14 protein-coding genes, 1 rRNA gene and 1 riboswitch are annotated in these 15,583 nt (G+C 69.7%); of the genes, 12 read left to right on the top strand and 3 right to left on the bottom strand.

Annotation, left to right across the window (positions count from 1 at the left end; translation table 11 throughout):
- Nucleotides 1–64: 64 nt before the first annotated feature.
- The 11 genes from rrf to ASC56_RS13020 all read left to right on the top strand — a co-directional run bounded on the left by rrf (nucleotide 65) and on the right by ASC56_RS13020 (nucleotide 10,637).
- Nucleotides 65–181: ribosomal RNA gene (gene rrf, locus ASC56_RS13070) — 5S ribosomal RNA — on the top strand.
- Between the two features lie 170 nt (nucleotides 182–351).
- The gene (locus tag ASC56_RS13065) at nucleotides 352–960 is read left to right on the top strand and encodes a CDP-alcohol phosphatidyltransferase family protein (protein ID WP_055491481.1); all 609 of its coding nucleotides are present in this window, start codon (nucleotides 352–354) and stop codon (nucleotides 958–960) included.
- Between the two features lie 113 nt (nucleotides 961–1,073).
- Nucleotides 1,074–3,569: a mannose-1-phosphate guanyltransferase gene (locus ASC56_RS13060; protein WP_055491480.1), complete on the top strand. Its 2,496-nt coding sequence runs from the start codon at nucleotides 1,074–1,076 to the stop codon at nucleotides 3,567–3,569.
- A gap of 96 nt (nucleotides 3,570–3,665) precedes the next feature.
- Nucleotides 3,666–4,568, top strand: a complete 903-nt coding sequence (locus ASC56_RS13055; RefSeq protein WP_107309242.1) for a DUF881 domain-containing protein — start codon at nucleotides 3,666–3,668, stop codon at nucleotides 4,566–4,568.
- Nucleotides 4,565–4,897, top strand: coding sequence for a small basic family protein (locus ASC56_RS13050; protein ID WP_019708255.1), 333 nt, complete (start codon nucleotides 4,565–4,567; stop codon nucleotides 4,895–4,897). The genes ASC56_RS13055 and ASC56_RS13050 overlap by 4 nt, the downstream gene beginning before the upstream one ends.
- A 5-nt stretch (nucleotides 4,898–4,902) precedes the next feature.
- Nucleotides 4,903–5,760 (top strand): DUF881 domain-containing protein, encoded by an 858-nt coding sequence (locus ASC56_RS13045; RefSeq protein ID WP_055491478.1) that lies wholly within the window; start codon nucleotides 4,903–4,905, stop codon nucleotides 5,758–5,760.
- Nucleotides 5,761–5,890: 130 nt separating this feature from the next.
- Nucleotides 5,891–6,694, top strand: a complete 804-nt coding sequence (locus ASC56_RS13040) for an FHA domain-containing protein (protein ID WP_079102467.1) — start codon at nucleotides 5,891–5,893, stop codon at nucleotides 6,692–6,694.
- Between the two features lie 18 nt (nucleotides 6,695–6,712).
- Nucleotides 6,713–7,468, top strand: coding sequence for a MerR family transcriptional regulator (locus tag ASC56_RS13035; RefSeq protein ID WP_055491476.1), 756 nt, complete (start codon nucleotides 6,713–6,715; stop codon nucleotides 7,466–7,468).
- A gap of 120 nt (nucleotides 7,469–7,588) precedes the next feature.
- Entirely contained in the window at nucleotides 7,589–8,062 is a 474-nt protein-coding gene (locus ASC56_RS13030) for a bifunctional nuclease family protein (RefSeq protein WP_004002801.1), read from the top strand.
- Between the two features lie 486 nt (nucleotides 8,063–8,548).
- Entirely contained in the window at nucleotides 8,549–9,184 is a 636-nt protein-coding gene (locus ASC56_RS13025) for a MerR family transcriptional regulator (protein WP_055491475.1), read from the top strand.
- 55 nt (nucleotides 9,185–9,239) lie between these two features.
- Entirely contained in the window at nucleotides 9,240–10,637 is a 1,398-nt protein-coding gene (locus ASC56_RS13020) for a DNA polymerase IV (RefSeq protein ID WP_055491474.1), read from the top strand.
- An 11-nt stretch (nucleotides 10,638–10,648) separates the two neighbouring features.
- Here ASC56_RS13020 and ASC56_RS13015 read toward each other — a convergent pair whose 3' ends face one another.
- Nucleotides 10,649–11,023 (bottom strand): PRC-barrel domain-containing protein, encoded by a 375-nt coding sequence (locus ASC56_RS13015; protein ID WP_055491473.1) that lies wholly within the window; start codon nucleotides 11,021–11,023, stop codon nucleotides 10,649–10,651.
- Between the two features lie 114 nt (nucleotides 11,024–11,137).
- Nucleotides 11,138–11,233: riboswitch (glycine riboswitch) on the top strand.
- Nucleotides 11,234–11,410: 177 nt separating this feature from the next.
- Here ASC56_RS13015 and gcvP point away from each other — a divergent pair.
- A complete protein-coding gene (gene gcvP, locus ASC56_RS13010; RefSeq protein ID WP_055491472.1) occupies nucleotides 11,411–14,296 on the top strand; it encodes an aminomethyl-transferring glycine dehydrogenase in 2,886 nt (961 codons plus the stop codon).
- 94 nt (nucleotides 14,297–14,390) lie between these two features.
- On the opposite strand, the gene ASC56_RS13005 is transcribed toward gcvP, so the two are convergent.
- Complete coding sequence (locus ASC56_RS13005; RefSeq protein ID WP_055491471.1) at nucleotides 14,391–14,597, bottom strand: DUF5999 family protein; 207 nt, start codon at nucleotides 14,595–14,597, stop codon at nucleotides 14,391–14,393.
- 395 nt (nucleotides 14,598–14,992) lie between these two features.
- Entirely contained in the window at nucleotides 14,993–15,577 is a 585-nt protein-coding gene (locus ASC56_RS13000; RefSeq protein WP_055491470.1) for a hypothetical protein, read from the bottom strand.
- Nucleotides 15,578–15,583 lie beyond the last annotated feature (6 nt).

Raw genomic sequence — 15,583 nt, 5'->3', positions numbered from 1 at the left:
AAACCACGAACAACCACGCCCGGATTTGAGGTCCGGGCGGGCCGGGTTGTCAGTTTCATAGTGTTTCGGTGGTCATAGCGTGAGGGAAACGCCCGGTTACATTCCGAACCCGGAAGCTAAGCCTTACAGCGCCGATGGTACTGCAGGGGGGACCCTGTGGGAGAGTAGGACACCGCCGAACTCCTTTTGAAGCTCCGGTTCTCAGGCATCTCGCCCGAGAATCGGAGCTCTTTGTTTTCCCATTGTTTTCCCGCGGTGCCCCCCGGTGGTACCGCCCCCTCCGCACCCTCGCGTGAAGCCTACGGGTAGGGTCAGGGGGCATCATTGGCTCGTTCCCGCAGGAGGCCCCGGGTGGAGGTCCAGGAGACCCGTGTCCAGACGGACCGGGTCCTCACCATCCCGAACATCCTCAGCATGGCGCGTCTCGTCGGCGTGCCCGTCTTCCTGTGGCTGATCCTCAGGCCCGAGTTCGGTGGGCCGAAGAGCGACGGCTGGGCGCTGCTCGTGCTCGTGCTGAGCGGCCTCAGTGACTATCTGGACGGCAAGCTCGCCCGGCGCTGGAACCAGATCAGCAGCCTCGGCCGGCTCCTCGATCCCGCGGCCGACCGGCTGTACATCGCGTCCACGCTCGTCGGTCTCACCTGGCGCGGGATTCTGCCCCTCTGGCTGACCGGCGTACTCGTGGCGCGGGAGCTGGTTCTGCTGGTGATGGTCGCCGTCCTCAGGCGGCACGGCTATCCGCCGCCCCAGGTGAACTTCCTCGGGAAGGCCGCCACGTTCAACCTGATGTACGCCTTCCCGCTGCTGCTGCTCAGTGACGGAAGCGGATGGATCGCGTCACTCGCTGCTATTTTCGGATGGGCGTTCGCCGGGTGGGGTACAACGCTGTATTGGTGGGCAGGAGTCCTCTACGTGGTACAGGTCCGCCGCCTTGTCAGGGCGGACGCCATGGCCGATTGAGCCCGCCGATTGGCGGCCGTAGTGGCTCGATGGCCCGCGCGGAGAAACTGCGGGACAATCTAGACGGGTGAAGTCGGCTGGACCGTCGTCTCTTGGAGGAGGACGCTTCCGACATGAAGGCCGTCGTGATGGCCGGAGGCGAAGGCACACGCCTTCGCCCGATGACCTCAAGCATGCCCAAGCCGCTCCTGCCGGTGGTCAACCGCCCGATCATGGAGCATGTGCTACGGCTGCTGAAAAGGCATGGGCTCAACGAGACCGTTGTCACCGTGCAGTTCTTGGCCTCATTGGTCAAGAACTACTTCGGAGACGGCGAGGAGCTCGGAATGGAGCTCACGTATGCCAACGAGGAGAAGCCACTCGGTACCGCCGGGAGTGTCAAGAACGCGGAGGAAGCACTCAAGGACGATGCGTTCCTCGTCATCTCGGGTGATGCCCTGACGGACTTCGACCTCACCGATCTGATCAATTTCCACAAGGAAAAGGGCGCACTGGTCACCGTCTGTCTGACGCGGGTGCCCAATCCGCTGGAATTCGGCATCACCATCGTCGACGAAGAGGGAAAGGTCGAGCGCTTCCTGGAGAAGCCGACCTGGGGCCAGGTCTTCTCCGACACCGTGAACACGGGCATCTATGTCATGGAGCCCGAGGTCTTCGACTACGTCGAGCCCGATGTTCCGGTCGACTGGTCAGGCGATGTCTTCCCGCAGCTGATGAAGGAAGGCAAGCCGATCTACGGCTATGTCGCCGAGGGCTACTGGGAGGACGTGGGCACCCACGAGAGCTATGTGAAGGCGCAGGCCGACGTCCTGGAAGGCAAGGTCGACGTCGAGATCGACGGCTTCGAGATCTCCCCGGGCGTCTGGGTGGCGGAGGGCGCGGAGGTCCACCCCGACGCCGTGCTGCGCGGTCCGCTCTACATCGGTGACTACGCCAAGGTCGAGGCCGGTGCCGAAATCCGTGAACACACCGTCATCGGCTCGAATGTGGTCGTGAAGAGCGGCGCCTTTCTCCACAAGGCCGTCGTCCACGACAACGTGTACATCGGCCAGCACAGCAATCTGCGTGGCTGTGTGGTCGGGAAGAACACCGACATCATGCGCGCGGCCAGGATCGAGGACGGCGCGGTCATCGGCGACGAATGCCTGATCGGCGAGGAGTCGATCGTCCAGGGCAATGTGCGGGTCTACCCGTTCAAGACCATCGAAGCCGGCGCCTTCGTCAACACCTCGGTGATCTGGGAGTCGCGAGGACAGGCGCACCTCTTCGGTGCCCGTGGCGTGTCCGGGATCCTGAACGTGGAGATCACGCCCGAGCTGGCGGTACGGCTGGCGGGCGCGTACGCCACCACGCTCAAGAAGGGGTCCACGGTCACCACCGCCCGTGACCACTCCCGAGGCGCCCGCGCACTGAAGCGCGCGGTCATCTCGGCGCTCCAGGCCAGCGCCATCGACGTACGCGACCTGGAGAACGTACCGCTGCCCGTGGCCCGGCAGCAGACGGCGCGGGGGAGCGCCGGCGGGATCATGATCCGGACCTCGCCCGGCGTGCCGGACTCCGTCGACATCATGTTCTTCGACGGGCAGGGCGCCGACCTGTCGCAGGCCGGTCAGCGGAAGCTGGACCGGGTGTTCGCGCGGCAGGAGTACCGCCGGGCCTTCCCCGGCGAGATCGGTGACCTGTACTTCCCCTCCAGCGTCTACGACTCGTACACCGGGTCGCTGCTGCGCAGTGTGGACACCTCGGGGGTCGCCGAGTCGGGGCTCAAGGTGGTCGTGGACGCCTCCAACGGCAGTGCCGGGCTCGTCCTGCCCAGCCTTCTCGGCAAGCTGGGCGTGGACTCTCTGACGATCAATCCCGGTCTCGACGAGTCCAGGCCGACGGAGAGCGCCGACGCGCGGCGGTCGGGGCTCGTGCGGCTCGGCGAGATCGTCGCCTCGTCGCGGGCCGCCTTCGGCGTGCGCTTCGACCCCGTCGGCGAGCGGCTGTCCCTGGTCGACGAGAAGGGGCGGATCGTCGAGGACGACCGGGCGCTGCTGGTGATGCTCGACCTGGTGGCCGCGGAGCGGCGCAGTGGGAAGGTGGCGCTGCCGGTCACGACGACGAGGATCGCCGAGCAGGTGGCGGCGTACCACGGCACACAGGTCGAGTGGACGACCACCTCGCCCGACGACCTCACCCGTGTGGGCCGGGAGGAGTCGACCATCTTCGGCGGCGATGGGCGTGGTGGGTTCATCGTTCCGGAGTTCAGCAGCGTCTTCGACGGCACGGCCGCCTTCGTACGGCTCATCGGGCTGGTGGCGCGGACACAGCTCACCCTCAGCCAGATCGACGCGCGGATTCCGCGGGCGCACGTGCTCAAGCGCGATCTGGCGACCCCCTGGGCCGTCAAGGGGCTCGTGATGCGCCGGGTCGTGGAGGCGGCCGGGGACCGCTTCATCGACACGACCGACGGCGTACGGGTCGTGGAGGCCGACGGGCGGTGGGTGCTGGTGCTGCCCGACCCCGCCGAGGCCGTCACCCATCTGTGGGCCGAGGGGCCCGACGACGCCTCCGCGCAGGCCCTGCTCGACGAGTGGTCGGCGGTCGTGGACAGCGCCGGTCGGTAGCACACACCACGCGCGCGTGCCGGACAAGTGTCCCCAAGGGGACCTGTCCGGTACGCCGGTGGGGCCATTCGGTGGTATCGCTCGCGACGTGCGACGATGTGCGGCATGCCGCAGCCGCCCCCCGTTCGGAGCACAGCCACGCGACCCTCGCGCCCGGACGCCTCCATGTCGCTGCTCACCAACGTCATGGACCACAGCCTCGACGACGGATACGCCGAGGCCGCCGCCCGGAAGAAGGACGCGGGCGCCGGTGGCATGCCCAGGACCGTGAGGGCCAGGCTCGGTCTCGCGGCCGGACTCGTGCTCGCCGCCCTCGTGGTGACCGTGGGCGCCGCACAGGCGCGCATGGCCGCGCCCACGGTCGCCAGGGAGCGCCAGGAACTCATCGACCGCATCCAGCGTGAGACCGCGGCCGCGGACAAGCTCGAAGGCACCGTCGACACCCTGCGCGCCGACGTGAGCGCCCGGCAGCGCGCGGCCCTGAAGCAGGACGGGGGCGCGGCGGCCGACCTGGTGGGGATCCTGTCGGGTGCCGTCGCGGTGCAAGGCCCGGGGGTGAAGCTCGTCGTCGACGACGCGAAGGAAGCCGGCACGGGCGGCAACGGCAATCCCCGGGCGGCCTCCGGCTTCTCCGATACCGGACGCGTCCGCGACCGCGACATGCAGCGCGTGGTCAACGGGCTGTGGGAGTCGGGCGCCGAGGCGATCGCGATCAACGGGCAGCGGCTGACGGCACTGTCGGCGATCCGGGCCGCGGGTGACGCGATACTGGTCGACAACAGGCCGCTGGTGCCGCCGTACACGGTGCTCGCGGTGGGCGACGGGGGCAGGCTCAGCACCAGGTTCCAGAACAGCTCCGACGGGCTGTACCTGCACGCGCTGCAGAAGAACTACGGGATCCGGACGGGCATCTCCGTCGAGAGTGACGTCCAGCTGCCCGCCGCGCCGAGTGTGATCGTACGCACAGCACAACCGAGCACAGAGAAGGGCACATCGTGATCGCCGTACTGGGCCTCGTCGTCGGAGTCGTGGTCGGCCTGTTGGTCCGGCCCGAGGTTCCGGCGGTCGTCGAGCCTTACCTTCCGATCGCCGTCGTGGCGGCGCTCGACGCCGTCTTCGGCGGCCTGCGGGCCATGCTCGACGGCATCTTCGACGACAAGGTCTTCGTGGTGTCGTTCCTGTCGAACGTGGTGGTGGCGGCGCTGATCGTGTTCCTGGGCGACAAGCTGGGCGTCGGCGCGCAGCTGTCCACGGGTGTCGTGGTCGTCCTCGGCATCCGCATCTTCTCCAACGCCGCCGCGATCCGCCGGCACGTGTTCCGGGCGTGAGGCCGATGAGCTACGAGGACGAGACGCCCACACCGCCCCAGACCCCCGAGCACCGGCTGCGCAGGGAGCTGCCGCGGGAGGTCCCGGCAGGGGCCGGCGACCCGTCCCGGGCGCCGGAGGAGAAGGATCAGGGGCCTTCCCTGACCGGCCGTCAGCGCCTGGTGAAGGGTGTGTGGCCGCCGCGCGTCACCCGGGCCCAACTGATCGTGGCCGTCCTGCTGTTCGGCCTGGGCTTCGGCCTGGCCGTCCAGGTCGCCTCCAACAGCGACGGCAGCAGCGCCCTGCGCGGTGCGCGCCAGGAGGATCTTGTGCGCATCCTCGATGAACTCGACGGCCGTACGCAGCGTCTTCAGGACGAGAAGCAAGGTCTCGAAGATCAACGGGCCGAGTTGGAGAACAGCTCGAACCGGGCTGCGGAGGCCCGCAAGCAGACCGCCGAGAAGGAGAAGCAACTCGGCATCCTTGCGGGCACGGTCGCCGCACAGGGACCCGGTATCACGATGACCATCGGGGACACGAAGGGAACGGTCCAGGCGGACATGCTGCTCGACGCGATCCAGGAGCTGCGCGCGGCCGGCGCGGAGGCGATCCAGGTGAACGGCGTACGGGTCGTCGCCAGCACCTATCTGTCGGACTCCGGCAAGAGTGTGAGCGTCGACGGGAACAAGATCAGCCCGCCCTATCGTTTCAAGGTCATCGGCAAGCCGCAGGACCTGGAGCCGGCGCTCAACATCCCCGGAGGCGTGGTGCAGACACTCGAGAAGGAGCAGGCCACGGTCACCGTGGAGCCTTCGACCAAGATCGTCGTGGATGCCTTGCGAGCGGCGAAGCAGCCTGACTACGCTCGGTCGTCCTCCCCGTGAACCGGGGGTGCATGGAGGCCGTATGGCAGGGGCATGAGGTTGCGGGGGGTCGGCGCACCGAATGGGTGGTGCGTGATGGAAACTGTTTGGTGGATACGGACGTTGTGAGGATGTCCGGGTCGGCCGGTGTATGCAATCAGGGTTCGTCCTGCCCCACGGGCGGGTCTGTTTCGGTCAAGGGGAATCGCCCGTGAAGTTGTTTGCGAAGTTGTTCGGCAAGAGCGCGCGAGAGGGCAGCGCCAACGCGACTGCCCGTCATCGCGCACAGCCGGGAGACGTGGAGGGCCAGCGCCCGCTGTTCCGGGACCAGGTCGCTGGTCCGGGTGGTGACATTTCGGGAGGCCAGGGCGCGCCGTCTGTTGACCCTGCCGCGTCCGGCCCCATAGGTTTCGGGGACATGTCGGCCCTGGTGTGTACGAGGTGTGGTCACCGCAACGCGGAGAACAGCCGCTTCTGTTCCAACTGCGGTGCGCCGCTGCGGGCCGGGGCGGTTCCGGAGCGTGCGTCGGAGACGACCTCCACGATCTCGATCTCGGGTCTGGAGGCCTACGACGCGGAGGTCACCGGCCAGACGCAGGTCCCGGCGCTCTCTCCCGAGGCGCAGGCGGCCGTGGACGCGCTGCCGCTCGGCTCGGCGCTGCTGGTGGTGCGCCGCGGTCCCAACTCGGGCAGCCGCTTCCTGCTGGACAGCGACCTGACCACGGCGGGGCGTCATCCGCAGAGCGACATCTTCCTGGACGATGTGACGGTGTCTCGCCGCCACGTGGAGTTCCGCCGCGGTCCGGACGGCACGTTCACGGTCGCCGACGTCGGCAGCCTCAACGGCACGTATGTCAACCGTGAGCGCATCGACCAGGTCGCCCTGCACAACGGTGACGAGGTACAGATCGGCAAGTACAGGCTGGTCTTCTACGCGAGCCAGCGGGGCATCTGACCCGCCAGGGAAGGGTCCATGCTTCACACACCGAGCGGCGGTGCCGGCAGCGGCACCGCCGCCGCGGACAGCGGGCTGATGAGTATCGGCACGGTGCTGAACGTGCTGCGCGAGGAGTTCCCCGAGGTCACCGTCTCCAAGATCCGTTTCCTGGAGTCGGAGGGGCTCATCGAGCCGCAGCGCACCCCGTCGGGGTATCGCAAGTTCAGCGCGCGCGATGTCGAGCGGCTCGGCCAGGTGCTGAGGATGCAGCGGGACCACTATCTGCCGCTCAAGGTCATCCGCGAGCACCTGGACGCCCTGGAGCGGGGCGAGGAGGTGCGCCTGCCGTCCCTGGGCCGGTCGAGGGACGCGGGTGACGGGGAGCCGCTCGGGGACCTCCTGGGGGAGCCCGAGGGCCCCACGGCCGCGCGGATCGGCCGTGAGGAGCTGCTGTCGGCCTCCGGGATCTGTGCGGAGCAGCTGGCGGAGTGGGAGTCGTACGGGCTCGTCGCACCGCTGGCGGACGGGACGTACGAGGCCGAGGCGGTCGCGGTGGCCACTCTGGTGGCCGAACTGGGTCGGCACGGGATCGAGCCGCGCCATCTGCGGGTGATGAAGGCTGCCGCAGACCGTGAGGCGGGCCTGGTGGACCAGGTGGTGGCTCCGCTGCGGCGCCACCGCAATCCGCAGACCAGGGCGCATGCCGAGGCCCGCACGAAGGAGCTGGCTGGGCTCGCGGTGAAGCTGCACGCCGCCCTGGTCCAGTCAGCCCTGGGCGTGCGGCTGCCCTGAGCCGCGTACGGCTGGATCGAGCCGCTGGCGCCCGCACCGGGGCCGCTCGCGGTCGGCTGATCGCCCGGCGGTTCCGTGCCCGACTACCCAAACGTCCCGGGCACGGCCTAGGGTTGCTGTGTGAACGAGCTCGATGTCGTAGGTGTCCGGGTCGAGATGCCCTCCAACCAACCGATCGTGCTCCTGCGTGAAGTGGGAGGCGACCGTTACCTCCCCATCTGGATCGGCCCCGGGGAGGCGACGGCGATCGCGTTCGCCCAGCAGGGCATGGCCCCCGCGCGACCGCTGACGCACGACCTGTTCAAGGACGTGCTGGAGGCCGTCGGCCAGGAGCTCACGGAAGTACGCATCACGGATCTGCGTGAGGGCGTCTTCTACGCGGAGCTGGTCTTCGCCAGCGGGGTCGAGGTGAGCGCCCGCCCGTCCGACGCCATAGCGCTGGCGCTGCGCACCGGAACGCCGATCTACGGAAGCGACGGGGTGCTCGACGACGCGGGCATCGCGATTCCGGACGAGCAGGAGGACGAGGTCGAGAAGTTCCGGGAGTTCCTCGACCAGATCTCCCCGGAGGACTTCGGGACGAGCAGCCAATGACCGGTGCCCGCCGCGGGTAGGGCCGATGGGCATCGTCCCGGGGGCTCTGGTACGTGCATGCCGGGGCCTGCGGCTGCGGGCCACGCCTCCGAGGTTCGACGCGGGCCCAGGGACGGTGGAACGCCGCACAGCGGGGTGACCAGGCGGTTCCGGTGGTACCCCGGGGAGTAGATGCCCAGGGGGTCTGCGAAGATGACTCGGCGTTGCCCGGCGTGAGGACGGTCGACCGGTGCGCCCTTCCACAGCCCACGCCCGCGGCCTCGGAGGATTCCCGTGGACGGTCGCGCCGCGTGCCGCGGCAAGTGTGCAGGAACTGCGCTCATCCCGCGATCCGCCGCTGGAGCATTCGGCTAGCCTTTCCCCACGGGAGGGCACGGGAAACCACTCCTAGGGTGATTATCACTCGGCGTGCCGAGTGTGGCGATCGTTGACGCACCCCTGGTGACTGCCTACCGTCGAGAAGGCAGTTCAAGGACGGAGGTCGGCGTGAGTAGCAGCGGCGGCGGTACGGCTGGGGGTGCTCCCGGACGCAGTCTGGGGGAGAGCGGCCCGTACCCGCTTCACGGCAACACGGCCGGCTCCGCCCCTCAGCGGCCGACAGCGCTGCCGGGCGACGGAGGGGCGGCCTTCGAGCACGTCGGCTACCGCGGTCCCACGGCGTGCGCCGCCGCGGGCATCACCTACCGGCAGCTGGACTACTGGGCCAGGACAGGCCTCGTCGAACCGAGCGTGCGCCCCGCCTACGGGTCGGGAACACAGCGGCTGTACAGCTTTCGGGACGTCGTCGTCCTGAAGATCGTCAAACGTTTCCTCGACACCGGTGTGTCGCTGCAGAACATCCGGGCCGCCGTCCAGCACCTCAGGGAGCGAGGTTTCCGCGACCTGGAGCGGATGACGCTGATGAGCGACGGCGCGACGGTCTACGAGTGCACGTCGCCGGACGAGGTCCACGCGCTGCTCCAGGGCGGGCAGGGCATCTTCGGCATCGCCGTGGGCGTCGTGTGGCGGGACGTGGAGAACGCGCTGTCACAGTTGCACGGGGAGCGCGTCGACACGGGCGAGACCATCGTCGGCCACAACCCGGCGGACGAGCTGGCGCGGCGGCGCGACCGGGCCGTCTGAGACGCGCCGCCGGGTCCCGGCCGCATTGTCAGTGGCGTAGGGCAGCATCGGAGATGTGAGAGCCGCGCCCACGATCCTGCATCTCGACATGGATGCCTTCTACGCCTCGGCGGAGCAGGCATCCAAGCCGAGCCTGCGCGGGAAGGCCGTCATCGTGGGTGGGCTCGGGCCGCGCGGAGTGGTGGCGACGGCCTCGTACGAGGCGCGGGTCTTCGGGGTGCACTCGGCGATGCCGATGGCCCAGGCACGCCGCCTCGCGCCGCACGCCGCGTATCTGGTCCCGCGCTTCGGGTTCTACCGGGAGATCAGCGAGCAGGTGATGGGGCTGCTGCGGGCGCTGTCGCCGCTGGTGGAGCCGTTGAGCCTGGACGAGGCGTTCGTCGACCTGGAGGCCGGGGGAACCGCCTGGGACGAGGAGTCGGCGCGGCTGACGGGCGTGAAGCTGCGCGCGGACATCAGGGCCGTCACCGGACTGACGGGCTCGGTGGGGCTCGCCGCCTCCAAGATGGTCGCCAAGATCGCCTCCGAGCAGGCCAAGCCGGACGGCCTGGTGCTGATACGGCCGGGCACCGAGCGCGCGCTGCTCGGACCGATGTCCGTACGCACGCTGCCGGGGGTCGGCCCGGCCACCGGGGACCACCTGCGGCGGGCCGGGATCACCACGGTCGACGAGATCGCCGAGGCGGGTGAGGACGAGCTGGTCCGGCTGCTGGGCAAGGCCCATGGGCACGCGCTGTACGCGATGGCGCTGGCGCACGACGAGCGGCCCGTGGTGGCCGAGCGGGAGACCAAGTCCGTCTCGGTCGAGGACACCTACGACATCGACATCCACGACCGCCTGCGGGTCGGCCTGGAGGTGCAGCGGCTCGCGGACCGGTGTGTGCGCAGGCTGCGGGAGGCCGGGCTGTCGGGGCGGACCATCGTGCTCAAGGTACGGCGGTACGACTTCTCGACACTCACCCGCTCCGAGACCCTGCGCGGGCCCACGGACGACCTCGCGGTGGTGCGGGAGGCGGCCGCGCGGCTGCTGGAGTCCGTGGACACGACGGGCGGGGTCCGGCTGCTGGGCGTCGGCGTCAGCGGGCTCGCCGACTACACCCAGGAGGACCTGTTCGCCCAGGCACACCTGGCCGCCGGGGAGGCCGCGGCGGAGCAGCATCCGGAGGGTGAGACGGCCAACGAGCCCGCCGAGGAGGAGCCCGCGCCGCCGACGGGGCACGTCTGGCGTGCCGGACAGGACGTCCGGCACGCCGAGTACGGGCACGGCTGGGTGCAGGGCAGCGGGCTGGGCCGGGTCACCGTGCGGTTCGAGACGCCCGACTCCGAGCCGGGGCGCGTCCGTACCTTCCGCACCGACGACCTCCGGCTGGAGCCTGCGGACCCGCTGCCGCTGGTGGCACGAAGACCCGAGGCCGCGGGGCCGCCGGCGGCACAGAGCGGGGCCCCGGCCTGACGGACCGCCGCTCAGGTCCCGTCGGAACCCGCGAGACGCCCGAAATCACGGTCGGGTGGCGTGGGGCGCGGGGCCGCCACATCGAGGCCGTAGTGGTGGTAGAGCTGCAGCTCCTGCTCGGGTGAGAGATGCCGTCCGACGCCGAAGTCGGGGGCGTCCTTGATCAGGGCGCGGTCGAAGGGGACTCTGAGCGCGCCCTCCACCAGCTCACTGGGCTCCAAAGGGACGAACGCGTCCCTGCCGAACAGACCCGTGCGTATGGCCGCCCACTCCGGCACACCGGTCGCGTCGTCGAGGTACACCTCGTCGATCGTGCCGATCTTGGCTCCATTGCGGTCGAACGCCTTGCGGCCGATCAGATTCCGCGGATCGATATCGGTCTGCACGGTCCCTCCAACTGGTCGCAACCCATTCGTAAGCACTACGAAAGAGCACATTCGTGATGGCGGCCACTCGAAGCTCCCCGCGTTGTCCCCGCTGGTAGTGTGGCAAGCGGCTGTTGACCCCGTGCGGGAGAGTCCTCCGGAGTGATCCGGAGGCGCCGAAGGAGCAAATCCTCCCCGGAATCTCTCAGGCCCACGTACCGCACGGACGAGGTCACTCTGGAAAGCAGGGCGGGTGTCGACGGCGCCCGCTCTCACCGACGGTGAAAGCCGGAGCGCCCTCGGGCGGGCCGGTGAAGCTCTCAGGTCGAGATGACAGAGGGGGAGGCCGTCGGGGTACCCGCGCCGTGGTGCCCCTCGAAGGTCGCGCCAGACCAGGAGGCCTCCGCAATGACCGCCCATCGCATTCCGCTCTCCGAGCTCGAACGAGGGACGCCTTTCGAGCAGCGCCACATCGGCCCCGACCAGGAGGCGCGGGCCAAGATGCTCGCGCAGGTCGGCTACGGTTCCCTCGACGAGCTCACGGCCGCCGCGGTGCCGGACGTGATCAAGAACGCCGACGCCCTGGACCTGCCGGGCGCGCGCACCGAGGCCGAGGTGCTGGCCGAACTGCGCTCTCTCGCCGACCGCAACCAGGTGCTCGACTCCATGATCGGCCTTGGGTACTACGGGACCTTCACGCCCCCGGTGATCCTGCGGAACGTGATGGAGAACCCGGCCTGGTACACCGCGTACACGCCCTACCAGCCGGAGATCTCGCAGGGCCGCCTCGAAGCCCTGCTCAACTTCCAGACCATGGTCGCCGACCTCACCGGCCTGCCTACCTCCGGTGCCTCCCTGCTCGACGAGGGCACGGCCGCCGCCGAGGCGATGGCGCTGTCCCGGCGCATGGGCAAGAACAAGAAGGGCCTGTTCCTGGTCGACGCGGACGCGCTGCCGCAGACCATCGCGGTGATCCGGACCCGCGCCGAACCGACCGGTGTCGAGGTCGTCGTCGCCGATCTCGGCGACGGCATCCCCGCCGAGATCGCCGGGCGCGAGATCAACGGCGTGCTGATCCAGTACCCGGGCGCCTCCGGTGCCGTACGCGACATCCGGCCGGTCATCGAGCAGGCCCACGGGCTGGGCGCGCTCGTCACCGTAGCCGCCGACCTGCTCGCGCTGACCCTGCTGACCTCGCCGGGCGAGCTCGGTGCGGACATCGCGGTCGGTACGACCCAGCGCTTCGGCGTGCCGATGGGCTTCGGCGGGCCACACGCCGGATACATGGCCGTGCACGAGAAGTTCGCCCGCAGCCTGCCCGGCCGGCTCGTGGGCGTCTCGATCGACGCCGACGGGAACAAGGCCTACCGGCTCGCCCTGCAGACCCGTGAGCAGCACATCCGCCGTGAGAAGGCGACGAGCAACATCTGCACCGCCCAGGTGCTGCTGGCGGTGATGGCGGGGATGTACGCCGTTCACCACGGGCCGGAGGGGCTGCGGACCATCGCGCGGCGTACCCACCGCTATGCCGCGATCCTCGCCGAGGGCCTCACGGCGGGCGGGGTCGAGGTCGTCCACGGCGCCTACTTCGACACGCTCACCGCGCGGGTGCCCGGCCGTGCCGACGCGGTCGTCGCGGCCGCCCGCGAACGCGGGGTCAACCTGCGTCTCGTCGACGGCGACCATCTGTCGATCGCCTGCGACGAGACGACCAAGCGGGCCCAACTGGAGGCCGTGTGGGGGGCCTTCGGCGTCGAGGCCGATGTCGAGGCGCTGGCCGCGAGCACCGAGGACGCGCTCCCGCAGGCACTGCTGCGCACCGACGACTACCTCACGCACCCGGTCTTCCACCAGCACCGCTCCGAGACCGCGATGCTGCGCTACCTGCGCCGGCTGGCCGACCGGGACTACGCGCTCGATCGCGGCATGATCCCGCTGGGCTCCTGCACCATGAAGCTCAACGCGACCACGGAGATGGAGCCGGTCACCTGGCCCGAGTTCGGGCAGTTGCACCCCTTCGCGCCCGCCGAGCAGGTGCAGGGCTACCTCACGCTCATCCGCGAGCTGGAGGAGCGGCTCGCCGAGGTCACCGGTTACGACAAGGTCTCCCTCCAGCCCAACGCCGGTTCGCAGGGCGAGCTCGCCGGTCTGCTCGCCGTGCGCGGCTACCACCGTGCCAACGGCGACGAGCGGCGCACCGTCTGCCTCATCCCGTCCTCCGCGCACGGCACCAACGCCGCGAGCGCGGTCATGGCCGGTATGAAGGTCGTCGTGGTGAAGACCGCCGCGGACGGCGAGATCGACGTCGAGGACCTGCGGGCGAAGATCGAGCAGTACCGCGACGAACTGTCGGTGCTGATGATCACGTACCCGTCGACGCACGGTGTGTTCGAGGAGCACGTGGCGGACATCTGCGCCGCCGTGCACGAGGCCGGCGGCCAGGTGTACGTGGACGGAGCCAACCTCAACGCGCTGGTCGGCCTCGCCAAGCCCGGCCACTTCGGCGGCGACGTCTCGCACCTGAACCTGCACAAGACGTTCTGCATCCCGCATGGCGGCGGCGGTCCGGGCGTCGGCCCGGTGGGCGTGCGCGCGCACCTGGCGCCGTATCTGCCCAACCACCCGCTGCAGCCCGCGGCCGGTCCGGCGACGGGCGTGGGCCCGATCTCCGCCGCCCCGTGGGGCTCCGCGGGCATCCTGCCGATCTCGTGGGCGTACGTACGGCTCATGGGCGGTGCGGGTCTCACCCGTGCCACGCAGGTTGCGGTGCTGTCCGCCAACTACATCGCCAAGCGTCTGGAGCCCCACTACCCGGTGCTCTACACCGGCCCGGGCGGCCTGGTCGCACACGAGTGCATCATCGATCTGCGGCCGCTGAGCAGGGCGACCGGCGTCAGCGTCGACGACATCGCCAAGCGGCTGATCGACTACGGCTTCCACGCGCCGACGATGTCGTTCCCGGTGGCCGGCACGCTGATGATCGAGCCGACCGAGTCCGAGGACCTGACCGAGCTCGACCGGTTCTGCGAGGCGATGATCGCCATTCGCGGGGAGATCGAGAAGGTGGGCTCCGGTGAGTGGCCCGCCGACGACAACCCGCTGCGCAACGCGCCGCACACCGCCGCGGCACTGGGCGGGGAGTGGAAGCACGCGTACACCCGCGAGGAGGCCGTCTTCCCGGCGGGCGTCTCGGCCGCCGACAAGTACTGGCCGCCGGTGCGCCGCATCGACCAGGCCTTCGGTGACAGGAACCTGGTCTGTTCCTGCCCGCCGCTGGACGCTTACGAGGAGTAATCACCCTCGGACACGCGTCGGGGCCGGTTCGGAGCGTATGTCTCCGGGCCGGCCCCTCGTATCTCAGGGCAGCGCGTGCCCTGGTGTGCCCGGCTCAGGCGGCCGTCATCACGTGGTCGGTGCCCAGAGGGCGGTGCGGCGCGATGATCTGGCCGTCGGGCAGAAGCTCACCCGTGTCCTCGAAGAGCAGAACGCCGTTGCACAGCAGGCTCCACCCCTGCTCCGGATGGTGCGCCATCAGACGGGCGGACTCCCGGTCGGCGGATTCGGCTGTCGGACACGGAGGCTGGTGCTGGCACATGGTGGATGGGATCTTTCGCTCTGTCGTGTGTGAGTTGGCTGGTGCGTCTGTCCCGCGGCTCGTGATGTGACCCATGGCCGCTCCCCCCCGTCGGTGATACGTCGGTCTGTGAACCCAGTGTTGCCCTACGGGCGTCAATCCGCAGCGATTTCGCAGCACCGCTTCTTACAGGTTGATGACGCATCACCCGCGCGGACGGTTCACCTCGACTCCCCGGTCACTTCGGGTGGTTCGCAGTGGCCGGAAGGGGCTAGTCCAGGTGGCCCGACCAGCGCATTGTCCCTCGTACGAGCGTGATATGACACGAATGAGCGACAGGGTGGGAGTGTTCGGTGACCCTGACATACGACGTGCCCCGCGGCCTTCTTCGGCCGCGGGGCACGTCGAGGCGGACGCTACGCGGGTGAGCCCAGCAGCGGGGCCCGGGTCAGCCGGAGGGTGAGCACCGGGAGGAGGTCCGCGACGCGGTGCGGCCGGTGGGCCGCGATGCCGGGCGGAGCGGGCGCGAGCGGTACCAGCAGGTCGGTCGCGGCCGGATCGCCCGTCGCGCCGTCGGCGGTGGTGTCGCCGTGCAGCCACAGGGTGAGCATGTACAGCTCGGGTACGGACAGCAGCCGGGCCTGGTAGGACTCCGTCATGGTCTCCGCCTGCTGCACGGCGCGCTCGGTGGCGGCGACGTAGGGGCCCTCGAAGAAGCGCGAGAAGGCCCAGCCGTCGGGGGTCAGCATGGTGTCCGCCGCGGCGACGGCGCGGTCGCCGCAGCGGATGAGGAATCGCCACCCGGCGAGCCGGGTGGCCCAGCCACCCGCCGGGGTGATCCGGTCCAGCACATGGACCGGCAGCGGCAGTTCGGGTGTCACGGGTCCCTGGGCCGTACGCAGGGACGGGGTGGGAGCCTCGCGGACCGCGGTGGGGGAACCGAGTGCCGTGAGGACGGAGCGGAGAGCGGGCGCGGGAGCCGGGGGGACCTGCAGGTGCATGGTGGG

Origin of the sequence: Streptomyces sp. TP-A0356 (assembly GCF_001417775.1) — a bacterium.
Taxonomy (GTDB): Bacteria; Actinomycetota; Actinomycetes; order Streptomycetales; family Streptomycetaceae; genus Streptomyces.
Note: the sequence above shows the minus strand (reverse complement) of the source record. Positions and strands in the feature narration are given on the sequence as shown.